The sequence below is a fragment of the Chitinophaga rhizophila genome (genome assembly GCF_019492185.1).
Taxonomy (GTDB): domain Bacteria; phylum Bacteroidota; class Bacteroidia; order Chitinophagales; family Chitinophagaceae; genus Chitinophaga; species Chitinophaga rhizophila.
This window is the reverse complement of the sequence record NZ_JAICCF010000002.1, coordinates 860,862-881,253: the sequence shown is the minus strand read 5'-3', so window position 1 is coordinate 881,253 and position 20,392 is coordinate 860,862. Positions and strand designations below refer to the sequence as shown.

Here is a 20,392-nt window from a genome sequence, read left to right as displayed (position 1 = left end):
CAGTCAATTAAAGAAGCTCCAAGCAGGAAATTATATCATAGGATGAGGTCATTTATTTTAATATGTTGTTTGCTGATAGGTGTACAGTGCGCGCACGCACAGATCGGGCAGCGTTTCGGTAACATGGGCGGTGGCGGCGGTTCTACCATGCAACGGGATACCGGCTCGCATGCACATGAACCGGATACTATCACTATCAGCTACCGGCTGCTGGGAGAACCTACAGATTATAAACTGGACTCCTCTGTCGCCGACTTCACCGCCTCTTTCCTGCGTATACCCGCCAGTTATGCCTTCCTGGGCAATAACGGTTCGCCTGCCAGGAACCTCCTGTTCACGCCATTCATGAAACCAGGCTTTGATGCCGGCTACCATACGTTCGACGTATATGGTTTCAATCATCAGAATGCCCGGATATATACGACAACCAAACCGTACTCTGAACTGCAGTATATGATTGGTAGTCAGCAGGAACAGCAGATCGGAGTGCTGCATACACAGAACCGTACTGACCGCTTTAACTTCGGATTTGAGTATAATAAAAAATATGCGCCAGGCTTCTTCCGCTCACAGGCCACCAACCATGATATATATCGTATCACTGGTAGGTACAACAGCAGGGATAAGCGATATAATGCCTATCTGAGCTACTTCTTTAATAAATTTATCAATGGCGAAAACGGTGGATTACGGGTAGCTGATTCTGTGCTGGACAATCCGGATTATAGCCAGCGAAAGACGGTTGACGTAAATCTGGGTAACTATACTGCTACTACTTCAGGACTATTCAGTACCACCATGCCGGTAAAGAACACCAATAAGCAGTCCGGCTTCATGCTGGTACAGCAATATGACTGGGGTAAAGGAGATACGATTCACGTTAATGACACAACAGACTATTATAAGTTTGATCCCGTATTTCGTGTACAGTATACCTTTAAAATGGATAATAACGGGTTGGAATATCTTGATGGGCAACCAGATACATTTTATTATGCTAACAAATACCGTTGGGCCTTCAGTGGAGATACTGTTCGGGCGAAACATGAATGGCGTAATATCTCAAATGATGTATCACTGATCCAGTTTCCTATCCGTGGTAACCAGGGCCACTTCCTGAGTGCCGGAGCCAGGTTTGAAAGCATCAGAGGTACTTTCCTGGATGCTAATATCAGCTTCAGCAATCTTGCTTTGCATGGAGAATACCGGAATAAGACACGTAACCAGAAGTGGGACCTGTCAGCAAAAGGTGAGTTCTACTTCGCCGGACAAAACACTGGCGACTATAATGTAAGCGGTATGTTAAGCCGTTATCTGAATGAAACATTAGGTAATGTGCACCTCTTTTTCAGTAATACCAACCGCGAAGCCTCTTATATATATAAATATTTCAGCAGCTCCTACGACAGCTGGTACAATAGTACGCTGGGAAAGGAGAATATCACACAGTTACAGTTCGCTGCTAATAATAAAAAACTGAAATATAACCTGACGGTCAACTATTACCTGATGGAGAATTACACGTATTTCCAGAATTATTATACGAGTGCGCAGGCACCTGCGTTGTTCAACCTCTTGCAGGTGATCTTCAGCAAGCACTTCAGGTATCGACATTACAATTGGTACGCTGACTTTGCATTTCAGCAGGTTCACGGCGATGGAAGGATTAATGTACCGACTATCTGGACCAGGCACAGGCTGACCTACGAGAACAAAATATTCAATAATCTGAACCTTGTTGCAGGTATTGAGGGAAAATATAATACGTCATATTACGCAGATGATTATTCTCCGGTAGTTGGTCAATTTGTGTATCAGACTACCCAACGGGTGAAATATTATGCGCCTGATCTTGCGGCTTTTGTACACTTTCGTATAAAGTCTTTGAGTGCGTTTATACGTGGTGAAAATCTCAATACTTTCTTTGCTACAAATAACTTCGCCGGACCCGCTTATCCATACAACAACTTCACGTTCAGACTGGGTTTACGCTGGTGGTTTATTAATTAACCATCTGATAACAAAGCCCTGAGGCTGCCACCTGATGACACTGTAAAGTGTTTGAAATCATTGTTTTATATTCTGCATTGGTAAACCGTTTTACTATTACTTAGGCAGATAGATTTGTTTTTGACTGCAACCTTCTGGCGTACTGTTTGTTTATGTTTGTATAAATCAATTTTATATGAAGGCCTTTACAGTTGTTTATAACGCAGACAGGTATATGGTTAAACCATTAAACGGTCATTCTCCACGCTTTCTGGTGAAAGTACACGGGCAGGATGTTATTTTTGAACATGATCTGGACGGTCATATCAGAGCAGAATCTAATAAAGTAGCAAGTATGTCATTGTTACTGGGTCTGGCTGATAAAATCGAAGAGAGCGCAGGGAAATAGCAAATCTGGCAGTAAATTGCTATTTTTGCATCCGTTATTCATGAAGAGACTCATTACCATATTACTAGCTTTCCTGTATATCACGCTCACCAGTGGCTTCACGGTGAACGCGCATTACTGTATGGGTAAGCTGGCATCCCTGAATCTGATCTCTCATGCTGATGACGTATGTAATAAATGCAGCAAACCCGAAAAGAAGAAAAAAGGGAAATGCTGTAAGGAAGAGGCCAAATTCTGTAAAGCAGACGTTTCCTCCCACCAACTAGCCAAAGTACAGCAAAGCAGTGAACCAGCTGTTAAAGATCTTAGTTTACCGGTAACTATATTACCGGTACCTGCTATCAGCAGTACACAGTTCATCGTTCCTTACAGTCACGGTCCTCCCGATGACTGTAAACCCGTACCCCTGTATATTCAGTACTGCACTTACCTGATCTGATGTGTACATCGTTTCCGAAGTATCTGGCTGCTATGCTTATAGCAGCCATGGTTATTTTTTCATTCGATTACAAAATATCAGATCATGAAGTCATTGCTTGCTATCATATTCCTGGCCATAGGCCTGCACACATCTTCTTATGCACAAATTAAAAAGGCGTCTTTACAGGCTGCCGGTCTTACCTGTGCAATGTGCTCAAGAGCAACACTTGAAGCGCTCAAAACACTTCCATTTGTAGATAAGATCGACACAGATCTTAACAACACTACTTTCCTGCTTTCATTCAAGCCTGATGCTCAGGTGAATATTGATGAGATTAAGGCGAAGGTAGAAGATGCCGGTTTCTCAGTAGCTAAACTTACAATAACCGCTTCTTTTGATAAAATAGCTGTAGAAAAGGACGCGCACATTAAATATGAAGGCGCTACCTTTCATTTCATCAATGCCAAACAACAGGTATTGTCTGGTGATCAGCAGTTAACTGTGATAGATAAAGACTTTGTATCTGCAAAGCAATTTAAGAAGTTCAGTACACAGACCACTATGTCCTGCTACCAGACCGGCGTAATGGCCAGCTGCTGCAACATGGAGGGAAAAGCGCCTGAACGCATCTATCACGTTTCTATCTGATCCACCCGGGAATGATTTCCTGCAATACCAGTAAATGAAGAGATTCTTATGCTTTATAGTCCTGCTTTTGCCTGTATGTGTACATGCGCAGGAGCTATATGTGTCTACAGAGCCCGCCAGTAATATGCCCGCCCGGTCATTAGGTTTCCGTGTTACTAACCGGTTCTTTAAAATGGAACATGAGGGAGTGACCGGTATGCGTATCGAACCGGAACTGATGTGGGGCATTTCCAAGAAGCTGATGGTGCATGTCACCGGTCTTGCTTCTAACCAGATGCAGCCCTCTCTGCGTTTTGAAGGGGGAAGCATCTACGCTAAATACCGTTTTCTTTCTTCAGATGATCTGCATTCACATTTCCGTATGGCGGCTTATGTGAAAGGATCTGTTATTGATAATCCGTTTGTTCCTGCTATGCGGGAGCAGGCCACTAAACCATTTGATAACCGGGAATTAGACCTGGAAGGTGGGGCATCCGGTGTGTCGGGTGGTATCATTGCTACACAGCTGTTACACAAACTGGCTGTTTCTGCAACACTGGGTTATAACCGGTTTATGAATAACACTAAAGATAAGCTGCCGGCATACATGTCTGCCAATGCGGTAAACTATAGTCTTTCTGCGGGGTACCTGCTTTTGCCGCGCAGTTATCGTAGTTATGAGCAGACAAATCTGAACCTTTATATAGAATTGCTGGGTAAGGCAAATACAGACGCTGTAAGCCGGAATCACTATATGGACGTGGCTCCCGCTATTCAGTTTATCTTCAATAGCGCGACTCGTCTGGATTTTTCTTACCGTACACAATTATTTGGTGGTATGTCTCGCAATGTATTTAATACCTTTACATTACGGTTCGAGCACAATATTTTCAATATTTCAACAAAGAAAAAATGAAGAAGATAGCGATAGCAGTGCTGCGGTTTATCCAATCACTGTTAATGAAGAAGGATTGTTGTAAATAACTATTCCAATCTATTAGTAAAGTTGTTGCTCTTCCAGGGGCGGGCATTTAGCCTGCCCTTTTTTATGCCTGAATCTGGCGTGGCAATTGCTAACGTTAAACAATATATTTCCAGTATTTGTACAGCAAATGTCTATCTTTAAACATTGTTTTGACGCCAATGAAGTATAGGTTTCTAAGGGACAATCTACTAATCGTAATTGTATTATTATCATTGTTTGCCTGCAACAGAAAGCGGGTGCTCCGGGAAAGGGAAATTGTAGGGGATGTACGCCAGTTAAGTGAAGTAATACCGGAAAATATTGTTGAACGTCTTGAGTTTATTGCAGATAACCAGGATGTAATGGAAGATAGTGTACCTGTGCTCAGCACAGCAGCGCTCAATTACTTCTATCAGCAGACGAATAACAGTCCTGTATGGTCGTCTGGTGGTGTACTGGATACACAGGGCGACTCGCTGTTTTCATACGTTATGCATGCTGACGAAGCAGGCCTGCGTCCTGCAGACTATCACAGTGTGGCGCTGCAACGTGCTATGAAACGTATTCAGGAAGATGCTACTGCTAAAAAAGATGCAACGCTATGGGCGCAGGTAGATCTGCTGATGACAGACGCTTTCATGAAGATGGCTACTCACCTGCGTTTTGGTACTGGTCCGCGGGATAGTATTACCCTGCGTAAAGACTCTACCTATTCAGATACCTTACTGGCCAATTATCTTACTGCTGCGTTACACCAGCATATCATCGGCGCTACGCTAAGAGGACAAGAGCCTCAGTACCAGGGCTATCAGCTGCTTAAATCTGCCTGGGCTAATTTCAAAGGTAAGTATAGTGGTATGCAATGGGACTCACTGCCGGCATCCTATACAGATACACCTGCTTTCCGCCAGCTGCTCATTAACAGGCTGGTACAGAGCGGGCATGTGGATACCTCCGGCGGTCACAGTACTGATACCTCTTTACTCAGGCCAGGTATCAAAGCTTTCCAGAAAGAATTTAATATGTATGAAGACGGGCAGGCTGGTAAGAAGACGATTCAGGCGCTTAATAAGTCATTTACTGACTGGGAATCACAGATAGCTGTTAATATGGATCGCTGGCGTAAATTGCCCGATTCCCTACCACAACGTTATATCATGGTTAATGTGCCAGGCTACCGTATGGAATTGTGGGACAGCGGAATGGTGGTTGTGGCTTCCCGGGTGATCGTAGGCGCACCCCGTACGCGTACGCCACTGCTTAACTCACGTATGACCAACTTTGTGATGTATCCTTATTGGAGAGTACCTTATAGCATTGCTACTAAAGAGATGTTGCCCGCTATCAAGAAAGACATTGGTTATCTGCACAGGAAGAACTTAGAGGTTATCAACAGTAAAGGTGAAGCGATTGATCCGAATAGCGTAGACTGGAATAAGCTAACCAAGAACTATTTCCCTTATGTACTCCGCCAGATGGATGGTATAGAAAATTCATTAGGTATTATGAAGTTCAACTTCATGAATAAATTCGCCGTATACCTGCATGATACCAATAGCAGAGGATTGTTTAATAACTCTTACCGCGCTCTCAGTCATGGTTGCGTACGTGTACAGCAATGGGATAGCCTCTCCATGTATCTGACAAAAGATGATACCCGCCACCCCAGAGATAGTATGCGTAAATGGCTGGCAAATGGAGAAAAGCGGCAGATCGATATTCAACGCGCTGTGCCTATTTACTTCAGATACTTCACCGCAGAAAGCAGGGACGGACAAATGGTGTGGCATGAAGATATTTACGGAGAAGACAAGGTATTGCTAAAGCAGATGGGAAGGAAAAACCATGATGTAGCAAGCAGGAACTAACGTGTTGTATACAATGGGTGCTTTTACATATCTCAGAAAGCGGCTGTGTTATCATATAAAATACTTAAAGGGCTGACCAGTTTTATCTGGTCAGCCCTTTCGTTTATTTCCTGCTGGTGGTATACATCATTCAAAGACTGACGGCTAAAACGATAACTGGTTTGCTGACAATAACACCTTATCAGGCGACTGGCTGATGGACAATATATGGCACCTGTGTGCTAATAAAAAAGGGTCCTGCATACGCAAGACCCTTTTGTTCATATCAGTATTAAATACGTGTACTTACTTTTTCAGCTTCGCTTTCAAAGCATTATCCAGTTCCTGAAGGAACTCTTCGGTGTAAAGATAATGTTTTCCGTGCTCAACTTTATTACCATGTATACAAACGGCAAGATCTTTTGTCATTTTGCCGCTTTCTACGGTTTCAACGCATACTGCTTCCAGTGCATGACAGAAGTCGATCAGTTCCTGGTTTTTATCCAGGCGACCACGGAACTCCAGACCACGGGTCCATGCAAAGATAGATGCAATCGGGTTGGTAGATGTTGGTTTACCAGCCTGGTGATCGCGGTAGTGACGGGTTACAGTACCGTGAGCAGCTTCAGCTTCCATTACAGAACCATCAGGTGTGATCAGGGTAGATGTCATCAGACCGAGTGAGCCAAAACCTTGTGCTACAGTATCAGACTGTACGTCGCCATCGTAGTTTTTACAAGCCCATACAAAGTTACCATTCCATTTCAGTGCGCTGGCAACCATGTCATCGATCAGACGGTGCTCATAGGTCAGGCCGTTTTTCTGAAACTCAGCTTTGAACTCGTTCTGATAGATTTCCTCGAAGATATCTTTAAAACGACCATCATACTTTTTCAGGATGGTGTTTTTAGTACTCAGGTACAGCGGCCATTTTTTCATCAGCGCCTGGTTGAAACATGCACGTGCGAAGCCTTTGATAGACTCGTCAGTGTTGTACATGGCCAGTGCAACGCCATCGCCTTTGAAGTTGAATACTTCATGTTCAATTACTTCTCCGTTTTCGCCTTCGAACTTGATGGTCAGTTTACCTTTACCTTTTGTTACGAAGTCAGTAGCACGGTACTGGTCGCCAAATGCGTGACGGCCGATACAGATAGGAGCAGTCCAGTTAGGTACCAGGCGTGGTACATTCTGGGTGACGATTGGCTCGCGGAATACGGTACCGTCCAGGATATTACGGATAGTACCATTTGGAGATTTCCACATCTGTTTCAACTTGAACTCCTTCACGCGCTCTTCATCAGGGGTGATGGTAGCACATTTGATACCTACGCCGACTTCTTTGATAGCATTTGCCGCATCGATAGTCACCTGATCGTTTGTAGCGTCACGGTGTTCCATGCCAAGGTCAAAGTATTTGATATCAACGTCCAGGTAAGGAAGGATCAGTTTATCTTTAATGAATTTCCAGATGATTCGCGTCATTTCATCACCATCCAGTTCTACCACCGGATTGGCAACTTTAATTTTTTCTGCCATTTCGACTTTGATTTTTAATTAGATACGATTGTTCATGTGATAATCGTGAAATATACGACAACCGGTTATAATTTACAAGTTCCGCTTTCCAAAGCCGGGAGCAACAACCTTTCTTTTACAGAAAAATGAAAGATTTGTTGTCAACCAACGCCTTGAAAAGCGGAACCATATCCTTAGGTAACCGGTAGGGTTACAGTTGCTTGATCACTTCGTCTGCAAACTCGCTGGTTTTCACCAGGGTAGCATCATCCATCAGCTTGTAGAAGTCTACTGTTACACGTTTGCGTGCAATAGCGGTGCTGAGGCCTTTTACAATGATATCTGCAGCTTCTTTCCAGCCCATGTATTCCAGCATCATTACACCACTCAGTATAACAGAGCTAGGGTTCATGGTATCAGTATTTGCGAAGCGTGGCGCTGTACCGTGGGTCGCTTCAAATACTGCATGACCGGTCAGGTAGTTGATGTTAGCGCCCGGAGCAATACCAATACCACCAACTGCTGCAGCCAGTGCATCAGAGATGTAGTCACCGTTCAGGTTCAGGGTAGCTACTACAGAGTAATCCTGTGGTGCCAGCAGAATCTGCTGCAGGAAGTTATCCGCAATAACATCTTTTACGATCAGTTTTTTATGTGCAATGGCTACGTTCAGTTCTTTGTTAGCTTCATCTTCGCCGCTTGCTTTTTTAGTGGCTTCCCACTGTTCCCAGGTGTATACTTTATCGCCAAACTCACGTACTGCCAGTTCATAGCCCCAGTTTTTGAAACCACCTTCGGTGAATTTCATGATATTACCTTTGTGAACGATTGTCAGGGAAGGTAGTTTCTGTTCCAGTGCATATTTCAGCGCTGCACGTACCAGCCTTTCAGTACCGTCTTTAGATACTGGTTTGATACCCAGGGAAGAAGTTTCCGGGAAACGGATTTTCTTAACACCCATTTCATTCTGCAGGAAATTCAGCAGCTTTTCAGCTTCCGGTGTTCCGTACATGTACTCTATACCGGCATAGATATCTTCAGTATTCTCACGGAAGATAACCATATCTACCTTTTCCGGATGTTTCACTGGAGAAGGTACTTTATCAAACCAACGTACAGGGCGTACACAGGCATACAGATCCAGTTCCTGGCGCATTGCCACGTTCAGGGAACGGATACCGCCACCTACCGGAGTAGATAATGGCCCTTTAATAGATACCAGGTACTCTTTAAACGCTTCCAGCGTTGCTTTTGGCAGCCATTCGCCAGTTTGCTGGAAGGCTTTCTCCCCAGCCAGCACTTCTTTCCATTCTATCTTTCTTTTTCCTCCGTAGGCCTTTTCAACAGCGGCGTCAAATACACGCACACTGGCCCGCCAGATATCAGGTCCGATTCCATCACCCTCAATAAAAGGAATAATCGGTTGATCAGGCACCTGTAACTGGCCATTGGTCATTGATATTTTTTCTGCCGGCATAAAACAGTTTCTTTACGTGTTTCGTAATTATATTAATCGAGCGCAAAGGTACGGAATAACACACATCTTTATGGGCTACTATCTATGTTCAATGCTCTTTTTCTTATTTTTGGGAACAAAAAATGAGCAAATCCCTATGATACAGGGCAACAGCACGTCTCAGGATACTACTGTTAAAATTTTCACATATCTCGCTTTAGGTGATAGTTACACCATCGGAGAGAGTGTACCCGAAGAAGACCGATTCCCTAACCAGGCTGCCAGATTGCTTGCTACCGATAGTATTCATCTTGCCCCTCCCCGCATCATTGCTAAAACAGGCTGGACCACTGATGAACTGGAAGCTGCTATCGGCGAAGCCAATGTTACCGACACTTTCAGTATCGTCAGCCTCCTGATCGGTGTCAATAACCAGTATCGCGGCCGTAGCTTACATGAATACAAGACCGAGTTTACCCGCCTGCTCAAACAGGCCATCCACTTCGCCGGTAACCATCCAGACAGGGTAGTGGTACTCTCTATTCCCGACTGGAGCGCTGTTCCTTTTGCTGAAGGCCGTGACCGGCAACTCATTTCAACTGAAATAGACGCCTTTAATGCGGTTAACAAAAACATCTCTAAAAAGTTCAAAGTTCACTATATCAATATCACTGCCGACTCCCGCAAAGCAGCCCGGGACGCTTCCCTGGTAGCTGGCGACGGATTACACTACTCCGCCAAAGGAATGGCTGTCTGGGCCGGTAAATTAGCCGGTGTAATGCGCACCATCCTGCAATAAACTTTTTTACCGGCATTTTCCTGCCTTTTACCGGCACTCTGTTACTTGTTAACCTAAATCGGCTTCCTTAACCCGCGCCGGCTTCCTAAGTTTGTATCGTAAATGATAACAAACATGGACAATCAACAATATACAAACGAAGATAATTGGAAAGAACGCCAGCTGCGTAAAGACGAAGCCCGCCGTCAGAAAAGAAATAGCAGATGCGGTAACCGGGAAAATCACTGGTATAATAAAGGACTGATCTTTCTCCTCATCGGTCTTTTCCTTTTCTTACGCACCATGGACCTCGACTTACCCGTATGGGCTGTATCCTGGCAGATGCTGCTTATCGTAATAGGCCTTATTATATGGACTGTCAGCCTGTTCAGAAACTGGGGAGGACTGATCGTTACACTGGTAGGTGCGGTATTCTTCGCCAAGCAATATATGGTAGTAGACTACAACGTCACCCGCTTTTTATGGCCGACTGTTTTCGTAATTATCGGCCTTGCTCTTATCTTCCGCAGACGCCAGGAAGTAAGCAGTAAGAACAATGATATCGCCGGCAAGACCAGTGATGATAGCAGCAATTACAGTAGCAGTGAGAGTGGTAGCCTGACTAAAGAAAAATATGTTGTTCCCCCAACAGAATTATCTTCTGAAGATGTGATCAATTCCACTGTCATCTTCAGTGGAGAAGAAAGGGTCGTGGTATCCAAAAACTTCAGAGGCGGTAATGTCACTGCTATCTTTGGTGGTGCTGAATACAACCTGATCCAGGCTGATTTCAAAGACAGGATAGAACTGGAAGTAACCTGCATCTTTGGTGGTGTAGAGATCACCTTACCTACAAACTGGGACGTTCGTGTTGAAATGGATACCATTATCCTGGGCGGTGTATCAGACAAACGCCCTGTAGAACTCCTCGCTAATGCAGGTAACTCCGACAAGATCCTGGTCATCAAAGGCACCTGCATCTTAGGTGGTATTGAAATCAAAAGCTATAATTGATAAACTTTTCCTTCATCCTCTCAATATAATTTTATGCAATGGTTTGTAGCTAAAATAGTTTACCAGATCATCAGCGGTAACGGTGATCATGCCCCTCAGTTTGACGAGCAGTTAAGACTGATCAGCGCTGATAACAAACAAGAAGCCTGGAAACGTGCAAGTGAAATGGGTATACAGGAACAATACGCTTTCAGGAATCAGCGGCAGGAACTGGTTGAATGGCGCTTCATTAACGTGCCGGAAGTGAATATGCTTTCCTCCCTGGATGACGGTATGGAGCTCTATTCACGCATCGAAGAACCCGGAGATGCCAATGCTTATATCTCCTGGTTACAGGTGAAAGCAGCACACATCAAAGGGCCTGCACTCATAGACAAACGCGCCTGATTCATTCATCCTTATTCCTAACACTTTGGCAAATCACATACTGGCAAACAGGTCTTTCAGATGGGCGATGATAAGTGCCACCTATATGTTCACTATCATTCACGCTTACCTGCTGATCCTATGGTTCAAAATTGCAGATACAATCGCATGGACTGACAGTATTATCCACATTGTATCTCTTGCGCTGATATGTGTTGCTGTCTGTTTAAGTCTGTCTCACTACAGACCTGTCAAAGGAAAGATTGCTTTTCTCCTGATCTACTGTTCGGTGCTGACTTTCATGTGGACAGGCTGCTGCTACTGGCTGATAAATGAACTCTTTCAGGTACCGTACTATCAGCACTTTACCTACTTTGCCATACCAGTAAGATTTATCCTGGGATGGCTGATTGTAACAGGTATCGGTGTGAAGACTTTGTCCTGGTATGATATGGAAGATAAACAGCAGGAGCTGGCCCGTAAAGAAGAAACCGAGCGTATGGCCAGAGAAGCGGAGCTCTTTAAACTGAGACAACAGTTACAACCGCACTTCCTGTTTAACAGCCTGAACTCTATCAACGCGCTGATCGCACTACGCCCGCAGCAGGCAAGAGAGATGGTACTGAAGCTGAGCGACTTCCTGCGAGGTACGCTGAAACGTGAAGATCAGCAATGGATACTGTTACCCGAAGAAATACAGTATCTGCAATTATACCTTGATATTGAAAAGGTCCGTTTCGGTCATCGTTTATCCACCGATACGACAATGGAAGATAGCGCGAAATCCATGAAGATGCCGCCTATGCTGCTACAACCTGTTGTGGAAAACGCTATCAAATTCGGATTATACGATACTACCGATGCTATCACGATCGCTATCTCTGCATGGGAGTCAGATGATATGCTACACATCCAGGTACAGAATCCTTTCGATCCTGAAATGCAGGCACCGGCTGGTACCGGTTTCGGACTCACTTCCATACACAGGAGACTTTATCTGCTCTTCGGAAGACAGGATCTGCTGGAAACAAACGCAAATGGAAACATATTTACAACATTGATTAAAGTGCCGCAACTATATGATAAAAGCAGTAATAATTGACGATGAACCACTGGCAAGGGAAATCGTAAAAGAATACCTGGCCTCCTTTCAGCAGATACAACTGATGCAGGAATGTGGTGACGGATTTGAAGGGCTGAAAGCAATACAACAACAACAACCTGATATCATCTTCCTCGACGTTCAGATGCCTAAGATCAATGGCTTTGAAATGCTGGAACTCGTAGAAACGCTGCCTGCGGTAATATTTACTACTGCCTTTGAAGAACATGCTATCCGCGCCTTTGAAGTAAATGCGGTGGATTACCTGCTGAAACCTTTTTCAAAAGAACGTTTTGATAAAGCTGTACAGAAATGGCTGGACCGCCATGCCGCAGATGAAGCCCAAACCGCCAATCTGCTTGAAACTGCTGCCAGTTCACCTATACAAAGTAACAGGGTGGTTGTTAAGATCAATGGTAAGATCAAAATTATTCCTGTGCAGGATATTCACTATCTCGAAGCAGCGGATGACTATGTAAAAATCGTTACACCCGAAGGCGCTTTTCTGAAGAATAAAACAATGCAGTTCTTCGAGAAATCTCTCGACCCCGAACAGTTTGCGCGTGTACACCGCTCTTACATGCTGAATGTAAACCAGGTAACGCGTATCGAGCCATATGAAAAAGAAAATCATCTGGCGATATTAAAATCAGGAGCAAAAGTTCCTGTCAGCAAAACAGGATATCCCCGGCTGAAAACAGCGCTGGGATTATAAAATATATGCTTTTTTCAGGAGACAAGGGAAAGACAGTTATTGTTTTTCCCTTTCTTTTTGCCCCTGTTGCTAACGCTTTTACTGTACAACCAGTACCGGTATCCTCACCTTATGTCTTACCTGGTTGGTTGTCTCTCCATATATCCAGTCTTTGATGCCTGTATGCCCGTGACCTCCCAGTATAAGGAAGTCTGCCTGCTCTTCTTTCACAATACGTACAATCTCTTCTGCCCTGTGGCGGTATCCCAGCAAGCCTTTTGCATGAATATTACGATCGCGCAGCAGCGTGATGTAAGCATCCATCTGTTCCTTATCCTTACGGGTTTCAAAGTCGTCAGATTCGCCACCGAGATATTTGGCGGAAGCGCTTTCCACAATATGAATCAACAGGTATTGCGTATTGGGATTACCATGCGCCAATGCATTGGAAATGATCTTTTCATCATCCTTGCTGAAATCTAGCGCGAGTGCAATCCTATTATATACAGGTGGTTGTATATCTCCCAGGGAAATAGCTGGCGTAGTATGTATCCGTGCCGATGCTTTCTGCTGATAACGGCTCATCAGCGGATAAGCGATAGTAATGCCAATCAGTACCAGGAAACCTATGCCACCCCCAATAATCAGGATATCCACCAAGATGTTGCCGTTACCTTCAATGTAACGCATCGCTTCTGTAAATACCATGCGGCTGTTAAGATATACCAGCACTGCTGTAATGATCCAGCTGATGACTTTTACCGTCGGACCAACTGCATAAGTTCCCATTGTCTTCTTGTCGCTGACAAAGTGTATCAACGGAATGATGGCAAAACCCAGCTGTAGACTTAATAGTACCTGGCTGAATACCAGTAATTCACCTACCTTTTCAGGTCCTGCTATCATAATGACCAGCAAGGCAGGTACGATAGCAAGTAAACGGGTAAGCAGGCGACGTAACCATGGATTGATACGCAGGCGGAGGTAGCCTTCCATCACAATCTGACCGGCAAGTGTACCTGTCACGGTAGAGCTTTGTCCGGCAGCAATCAATGCAATAGCAAATAGGGCAGGAGCCCATTTATTACCCAACAGTCCTTCCAGTAGCTGATGTGCATCCTGTATTTCTGCCACATCGGTACGGCCTGTTTTGAAGAATACGGCAGCTGCCAGTATCAGGATAGCAGCGTTTACAAAGAATGCCAGGTTAAGCGCTACAGCGCTGTCTATAAAGTTCAGTTTCAATGCCTGCCGGATGCCTTTTTCATCCCGCTTAATCTTACGTGTCTGTACAAGTGCAGAGTGAAGATAGAGGTTGTGCGGCATCACGGTAGCACCTATAATACCAATGGCGATATATAAAGCGGTGTTATCAGGAATGGTGGGTTTAAAACCAGTCACCACTTCGGCCATCACTGGCTTTGCCATAACCAGTTCTGCAAGGAAAGATATCCCTACAATGGCTACCAGACCGATAATGAATGCCTCCATTTTTCTGATACCATATTTCTGTAACACCAGTAGCAGGAAGGTATCAAATACGGTGATGCTGACGCCCCAGGCCAGTGGTAATCCTGTCAGCAACTGTATACCGATGGCCATACCCAGCACCTCTGCAAGGTCGGTAGCGGCAATGGCTATTTCTGCCAATATGTATAGTACGAAGTTAACGCCGGGAGGATAGGTTTCACGATTCGCCTGTGCAAGGTCTCTGCCTCTGACAATACCAAGACGTGCACTCAGTGTTTGCAGCAACAAGGCCATCAGGTTACTCATCAGAAGCACCCACAACAGGGAGTACCCGTATTGACTACCGCCTGCCAGGTCAGTAGCCCAGTTACCCGGATCCATGTATCCTACACTGACAAGATATGCCGGGCCAAAGAAAGAAAGGAGTTTACGCCAGCGGCTGGTGCTGGGCACAGTTGTGTCTACACTTTGATGTACTTCGCCTAACGACGTGTGCTGATGATTCATATGTTAGCTGTTGTGCAGCCTGCCGGCGGGTCACCCGGCCTAAAGCCGGTAGTCAGGGTGAATTTTTTAGTCTGTCCCTCTTTGATTGCCTGCAGCTGACTGTGTTATATGGGTTTGACCATTATATTTTTTGATACCTGTTCACTAATTGTAAAAGCAGGCTGGTTACGTATCTTCAGTTCTATTGAATTGTCAAATTCGTACCGTTCAATTACATCCAGTTGTGTCCCTAACCGGATGCCTTTAGCATTCAGAAATTCAAGTAGTGCGGTTGATTTGTCAGAAACGGCCACTACTTCCAGCCGTTTCGCCTTTGCCTTATGCAGGGGTGTTTGTACACGCGGCTTGCCCATCTTGCCCAGCGCATCGGGAATAGGATCGCCATGAGGATCTATCTGCGGGTTACCCAAAAAGTCGCTGAGTCGGTTGATCAGCTTCTCACTCCGCACATGTTCCAGTTCCTCTGCCAGTTCATGTACCTCTTCCCAGCTGAAGGAAAGTTTATCGACCAGGAAACATTCCCACAAACGGTGCCGCCTGATAATGCTCAGCGCCGCTTTTTTCCCTTCAGACGTCAGATTGATACCCTGGTACTTTTCGTATGATATAAGCTGTTTTTCTTTCAATTTCTTTGCCATATCTGTCACAGATGCTGGCTTTGTATCCAGTTCATTGGCCAGTGCGTTGGTGGTAACCGCCTCCTGTCCCTCTTCTTCCAGTTTATAAATCGACTTGATATAGTTCTCCTCAGCAATCGACAAATTCATCATTCCTTAAAATAAAGTTTAGGTAAATCTAAATAAAAGTTATCAGAAATGCAAACGCAACGCCCGGTAGCCCCTTTCTATTTTGATCATATCATTTTTTTCTCTAACTTTTCGGCCATAATAAACAAGCATATACGCATGAATAAGCTCGTGTTAGCGCTGTTGACTATTGGTCTACTGGCGGGATGTGGCCCCAAAAAGAATAAATCAGGAAAAGATGACTTCACCTTTGAAGACTTTCGTCAATTGTTTGCCGAGGCAAAACTGCCCTACAAACTGACGCCGGAATCTTTACAGGAAAAATCGTCCGATAGTTCCATGATCTCTCCGGAGGTCCTGAAACAGTTCCTGACCGATACACTCGGCAAATCTGATTTTCCCGAAGGTGCCACTATTAAATTCTATCCGGTAGCAACGATTGACGGTGCAGCGGTAAACTATTTTGTGGTGAAAGCGGTAGGCAAATCAGCTACCACAGCGTATATCTGCTTCCTTGATAAAAAAGGTAAATACCTGAACCGCCTGCCCGCCGCTAAAATAGAGAGCAAAAAAGACCAGCACTTCTTCTCTATTGATACCCGTCAGGTAATCAAAGTGACCAATGAAAAAGAGCTCAGCCCGGGTAACAAATCCATCCGTGAAGATTTCTTTGGTGTTTCAGAAGATGGTACTACAACATTGATCATGACTAACTCCGCAGGCGACGCTGCCGCCGGACAGTTATTCAATCCGATAGATACCATGAAGGCTGCACACAAATTGTCCGGTGATTACCTCTCCGGCGAAAACAGTATTATATCTATCCGTGATGGGGATGATCCTAAGTCATTTCTGTTCTTTATTTCTTTCTCAAAAGATAAAACAGGCTGTAAAGGTGAATTATCAGGTACCGGCCGCTTTACTGGTCAGAATAAAGGTGAGTATAAAGACAAGGAAACTGATTGTGGCATCGCATTTCAGTTTGCTGGTGGCAGGGTAAGTATCAAAGAAATTGGTGGTTGTGGGGCTTACAGAGGTGTACGTTGTTTCTTTGAAGGTAGTTACGCAAAGAAGAAGAGTAAGTAAGCAGGGTAGGTGTAGATCAAATACGTTTAATCAGATAATGCAAAAAGGGAACATCCAAGGATGTTCCCTTTTTGCATTATCTGATTAGAAGATATAAATTAACTCAGCATGGCTTTTTATTGAGTGCTTCAGGCAGACCAACTCTTTCAATAAGCTTTTATTACTCTCCTCCTTTCACTCTCTCCAGAAATTCGTCCCTCGGTATCATCCTTGCGCCCAATGATGCCAGATGATCAGTATACACCTGACAATCAATCATACCCAGGCCTTTCTCCTTCGCATACATTACGAAGGTGATGAAAGCAGCTTTAGAGGCGTTGCTGACAAGCGAGAACATAGATTCTCCGAAGAAGTTACTACCTAGTTGAATACCATAAAAGCCACCTACCAGTTTATCCTGCTGCCAGCATTCCACTGAATGTGCATAACCGGCTTTATGTAACGAAATATAGGCTTCTTCCACATCCGGCGTAATCCAGGTACCATCCTGTCCCGGGCGGGGAATATGTCTGCAACCAGCTATAACACCAGGAAAATCTTTATTCATGGTGATCGTAAATATGCCTTTCTTCAGCACCTGTTTCATGCTGGAAGAAATCCTGAGTTCGTCGGGAAATAATACAAAGCGGGGATCGGGGCTCCACCAAAGGATGGGTGGTTCGTCATACCAGGGAAAGATGCCTTCGCTATAGGCAAGTAGTAGCCGCTCTGCTGTAAGGTCGCCACCATATGCCAGCAGTCCATCTGGTTCTGCCAGATCAACGGGAGGAAAAATCAATTCATCTGTAAGTTCAAAGACGGGCATTATCCTGCTACTTCTTCTTCAAGGGTAGCGTTGATACCTCTGTCCAGCAAGGCTTCGCACATAGGGCGGAGGCGGGTAAATTCACCCTGCTTTACAGCATATTTTCCGTTGTGGTGAATGATAAGTGCGCATTGTTCAGCCTGTTCCTGTGTATGATCACATACCTCGATCAGGGATTGAATTACCCAATCGAATGTATTTACCTCATCGTTCCATACGATAAGGCTGAAGGGGAACTGCTCATCTTCAGCTACCAATACGTCTTCCCATTCTTGAATCTTCGTGCCTGTTTGATTACGCTGGCTCATAATCCGGTAAAAACTTTCCACAAAACTACGCTTAATAATCGTTAAATTAAACAGGAATGTTTGGATGGCATTGCCTGATTATTCCTATTATTGTAACCATTAGATCTAAGGTTATGAATGTTTTGAACGGCATGCAATTGTTGATGGATATTAGTTTACCACTGAAAGACCCTGTTCCGATATTTTCATTGGTATTGTTTATCATTTTGTTAGCGCCCATTATACTTCGCAAATTCAGAATACCGAGCATTATCGGCCTGATCATAGCGGGGATGGCGATAGGAGACCATGGTTTCAAGGTAATTGAAAAAGGTAGTATTGATCTTTTCGGGAAAGCCGGATTGTTGTACATCATGTTTCTGGCCGGACTGGAGCTGGATATGGCTGAGTTCCGGAAAAACCGTAATCGTAGTCTTGTCTTTGGTGCATTTACATTTTTCATTCCGCTCATCCTGGGATATTTCGTCTGTACTTATGTGCTGAATTTCAACCTAATGGCTACAATGCTGGTATCCAGCATGTTTGCCACGCATACGCTGGTGGCCTATCCGCTGGCTAGCCGCTTAGGCATCACTAAAAATGAAGCGGTTACCGTTGCGGTAGGTGGTACCATCATTACCGATACCGCCGTGCTGGTTATCCTGGCTATCATTACCGGCGCTGCCTCGGGCAACCTGAATACACATTTCTGGGTGCGATTATTTGTTTCTCTGGCAGTCTTTGCCGCCATCATCCTCTGGATATTTCCGATGATAGGACGTTGGTTTTTCAAACAGATAAAAGACGATAAAACTTCTCACTTCATCTTTGTACTGGCACTGGTATTCCTGGCTGCTTTCCTGGCCGAACTGGCAGGAGTGGAGGGTATCATTGGCGCGTTCCTGGCTGGTCTGGCACTAAATCAGCTGATACCGCACACATCACCGCTGATGAACAGGATTGAGTTCACAGGTAACGCGATCTTCATTCCGTTCTTCCTGATCAGTGTGGGTATGCTGGTGGATCTGCGGGTCTTGCTCAAAGGCCCGGAAGCCTTATTCATCGCCGCAGTACTGACAATCCTTGCACTGATCAGCAAATACTTTGCAGCCTATTTCACACAGATGACTTTCAGGTATACGCCTACGCAGCGTAACATCATATTTGGTCTCAGCAGTTCGCATGCAGCAGCTACGATCGCTGTAATACTGATCGGGTTTAACATGGGTATTATCAATGAAAACGTGTTGAACGGTACGGTAGTACTGATCCTGGTGACCTGCCTGGTCGGCTCTTTTGTAACAGAAAGCGCAGGCCGTAAACTGGCCATTGTAGATGCAGACAGTAAGCCTGCTTCTACAGATACACCTGAACGTGTACTGGTACCTATTTCCCGTCAGGGGCATATGGAAGCCCTGCTGGATTTTGCCCTGATGATCAAAGATCCTGATGCAGCCTCGCCTATCTATCCGCTGGCTGTTGTACAGGATGATGAAGAAGCTAAACAGAAAGTCGCCCTGACCAGCAAAATCATGGAGGCTGCTGTCATGTACGCCAGCGCTACAGAAAGTAAAGTACAGGCAGTAACCCGTATCGACCTGAACGTATCTGATGGGATTGCCCGTGCAGCAAAAGAACTGATGATCACTGATGTTGTACTGGGCTGGACAGAAAAGAACAGTACGACTGAACGCCTGTTTGGCTCTATCTTCGGTACTACCCTGGACAATGTACTGCAAAGTGTATGGGAAACAGTATATGTATGTGACTTCCATTATCCGCTCAATACAACCCGTAAGCTGGTGCTGGTGATGCCGAAGAATGCTGAATATGAAATCGGTTTCCTGCATTATCTGCAGAAGATATTCCTGCTTAGCAAGCAGATAGGGGCCAGACTGATGGTGAACTGTCATGTCAATACGCAGAAAGCAATAGAAGCTTATCTGCAACAGTTCAAGCTGAACATTGATGTAACGTTCAGGCAGTTTGATAACATAGATGAGATGTTACAGCTGGCGAAAGAGATTACAAAGAATGACCTGGTAATGGTAATAGCTGCACGTAAAGGTACACTGTCCTATCGTCCTTACCTGGATGGTATGGCGGGACGTCTCAGCCGTCACTTCCCAGCTAACAACATAGTACTGATCTATCCGGAACAAACGGAGATTGATTACATTGAAGCAGGGGTACAACCGGAAGATCTGACCCTTGCGCCGATACAGGAGCAGCTGGCTAACCTGAACAAACTGGGTAAAGCGGTTAAACGTATTTTAAAGGGCAAGAAATAGCAGCTTGTCAGTAAC

19 protein-coding genes are annotated in these 20,392 nt (G+C 44.8%); 13 read left to right on the top strand and 6 right to left on the bottom strand.

Going from position 1 to position 20,392, the window contains the following annotated elements:
* Window positions 1–42 precede the first annotated feature (42 nt).
* From K1Y79_RS12555 to K1Y79_RS12530, 6 genes are all read left to right on the top strand, one after another.
* Window positions 43–2,010: a putative porin gene (locus tag K1Y79_RS12555; RefSeq protein ID WP_220250376.1), complete on the top strand. Its 1,968-nt coding sequence runs from the start codon at window positions 43–45 to the stop codon at window positions 2,008–2,010.
* Window positions 2,011–2,185: 175 nt separating this feature from the next.
* Entirely contained in the window at window positions 2,186–2,398 is a 213-nt protein-coding gene (locus K1Y79_RS12550; protein ID WP_220250374.1) for a hypothetical protein, read from the top strand.
* Between the two features lie 40 nt (window positions 2,399–2,438).
* Window positions 2,439–2,837 (top strand): HYC_CC_PP family protein, encoded by a 399-nt coding sequence (locus K1Y79_RS12545; protein ID WP_220250373.1) that lies wholly within the window; start codon window positions 2,439–2,441, stop codon window positions 2,835–2,837.
* Window positions 2,838–2,921: 84 nt separating this feature from the next.
* Window positions 2,922–3,467 carry a heavy-metal-associated domain-containing protein gene (locus K1Y79_RS12540; RefSeq protein WP_220250372.1) on the top strand — a complete coding sequence of 182 codons (546 nt, stop codon included), beginning with the start codon at window positions 2,922–2,924 and terminating at the stop codon, window positions 3,465–3,467.
* A gap of 34 nt (window positions 3,468–3,501) precedes the next feature.
* Complete coding sequence (locus tag K1Y79_RS12535) at window positions 3,502–4,362, top strand: transporter (RefSeq protein WP_220250371.1); 861 nt, start codon at window positions 3,502–3,504, stop codon at window positions 4,360–4,362.
* Window positions 4,363–4,589: 227 nt separating this feature from the next.
* Entirely contained in the window at window positions 4,590–6,278 is a 1,689-nt protein-coding gene (locus tag K1Y79_RS12530; RefSeq protein ID WP_220250370.1) for a L,D-transpeptidase family protein, read from the top strand.
* Between the two features lie 285 nt (window positions 6,279–6,563).
* On the opposite strand, the gene K1Y79_RS12525 is transcribed toward K1Y79_RS12530, so the two are convergent.
* Window positions 6,564–7,796 (bottom strand): NADP-dependent isocitrate dehydrogenase, encoded by a 1,233-nt coding sequence (locus tag K1Y79_RS12525; RefSeq protein WP_220250369.1) that lies wholly within the window; start codon window positions 7,794–7,796, stop codon window positions 6,564–6,566.
* 190 nt (window positions 7,797–7,986) lie between these two features.
* Window positions 7,987–9,252: an NADP-dependent isocitrate dehydrogenase gene (icd, locus tag K1Y79_RS12520; RefSeq protein WP_220250368.1), complete on the bottom strand. Its 1,266-nt coding sequence runs from the start codon at window positions 9,250–9,252 to the stop codon at window positions 7,987–7,989.
* Between the two features lie 136 nt (window positions 9,253–9,388).
* On the opposite strand from icd, the gene K1Y79_RS12515 reads away from it, so the two are divergent.
* The 5 genes from K1Y79_RS12515 (at window position 9,389) to K1Y79_RS12495 (ending at window position 13,206) form a co-directional block, all read left to right on the top strand.
* On the top strand, window positions 9,389–10,030 hold the full coding sequence (locus tag K1Y79_RS12515) for an SGNH/GDSL hydrolase family protein (protein WP_236059584.1): 642 nt from the start codon (window positions 9,389–9,391) through the stop codon (window positions 10,028–10,030).
* A gap of 114 nt (window positions 10,031–10,144) precedes the next feature.
* Window positions 10,145–11,023 (top strand): LiaF transmembrane domain-containing protein, encoded by an 879-nt coding sequence (locus tag K1Y79_RS12510; RefSeq protein WP_220250366.1) that lies wholly within the window; start codon window positions 10,145–10,147, stop codon window positions 11,021–11,023.
* A 33-nt stretch (window positions 11,024–11,056) separates the two neighbouring features.
* Complete coding sequence (locus K1Y79_RS12505) at window positions 11,057–11,410, top strand: DUF4288 domain-containing protein (RefSeq protein WP_220250364.1); 354 nt, start codon at window positions 11,057–11,059, stop codon at window positions 11,408–11,410.
* A gap of 25 nt (window positions 11,411–11,435) precedes the next feature.
* Window positions 11,436–12,491, top strand: coding sequence for a sensor histidine kinase (locus K1Y79_RS12500; RefSeq protein WP_220250363.1), 1,056 nt, complete (start codon window positions 11,436–11,438; stop codon window positions 12,489–12,491).
* Window positions 12,469–13,206, top strand: coding sequence for a LytR/AlgR family response regulator transcription factor (locus K1Y79_RS12495; RefSeq protein WP_220250361.1), 738 nt, complete (start codon window positions 12,469–12,471; stop codon window positions 13,204–13,206). The genes K1Y79_RS12500 and K1Y79_RS12495 overlap by 23 nt, the downstream gene beginning before the upstream one ends.
* Before the next feature lie 78 nt (window positions 13,207–13,284).
* Here the strand turns inward: K1Y79_RS12495 and K1Y79_RS12490 are convergent, their stop codons facing one another.
* Both K1Y79_RS12490 and K1Y79_RS12485 read right to left on the bottom strand, forming a co-directional pair.
* Complete coding sequence (locus K1Y79_RS12490) at window positions 13,285–15,162, bottom strand: Nramp family divalent metal transporter (RefSeq protein WP_220250360.1); 1,878 nt, start codon at window positions 15,160–15,162, stop codon at window positions 13,285–13,287.
* Between the two features lie 104 nt (window positions 15,163–15,266).
* Window positions 15,267–15,932, bottom strand: a complete 666-nt coding sequence (locus tag K1Y79_RS12485) for a metal-dependent transcriptional regulator (RefSeq protein WP_220250358.1) — start codon at window positions 15,930–15,932, stop codon at window positions 15,267–15,269.
* 135 nt (window positions 15,933–16,067) lie between these two features.
* Here K1Y79_RS12485 and K1Y79_RS12480 point away from each other — a divergent pair, with 135 nt between their 5' ends.
* Window positions 16,068–16,994 carry a hypothetical protein gene (locus tag K1Y79_RS12480; RefSeq protein ID WP_220250357.1) on the top strand — a complete coding sequence of 309 codons (927 nt, stop codon included), beginning with the start codon at window positions 16,068–16,070 and terminating at the stop codon, window positions 16,992–16,994.
* Window positions 16,995–17,154: 160 nt separating this feature from the next.
* Here the strand turns inward: K1Y79_RS12480 and aat are convergent, their stop codons facing one another.
* Complete coding sequence (aat, locus tag K1Y79_RS12475; protein ID WP_220250356.1) at window positions 17,155–17,799, bottom strand: leucyl/phenylalanyl-tRNA--protein transferase; 645 nt, start codon at window positions 17,797–17,799, stop codon at window positions 17,155–17,157.
* Window positions 17,799–18,107 (bottom strand): ATP-dependent Clp protease adaptor ClpS, encoded by a 309-nt coding sequence (locus K1Y79_RS12470; protein WP_220250355.1) that lies wholly within the window; start codon window positions 18,105–18,107, stop codon window positions 17,799–17,801. Before K1Y79_RS12470 ends, aat begins: the two co-directional genes overlap by 1 nt.
* A gap of 113 nt (window positions 18,108–18,220) precedes the next feature.
* Between K1Y79_RS12470 and K1Y79_RS12465 the strand changes: the two genes are divergently transcribed.
* Window positions 18,221–20,377: a cation:proton antiporter gene (locus tag K1Y79_RS12465; protein WP_220250354.1), complete on the top strand. Its 2,157-nt coding sequence runs from the start codon at window positions 18,221–18,223 to the stop codon at window positions 20,375–20,377.
* Window positions 20,378–20,392: the final 15 nt, after the last annotated feature.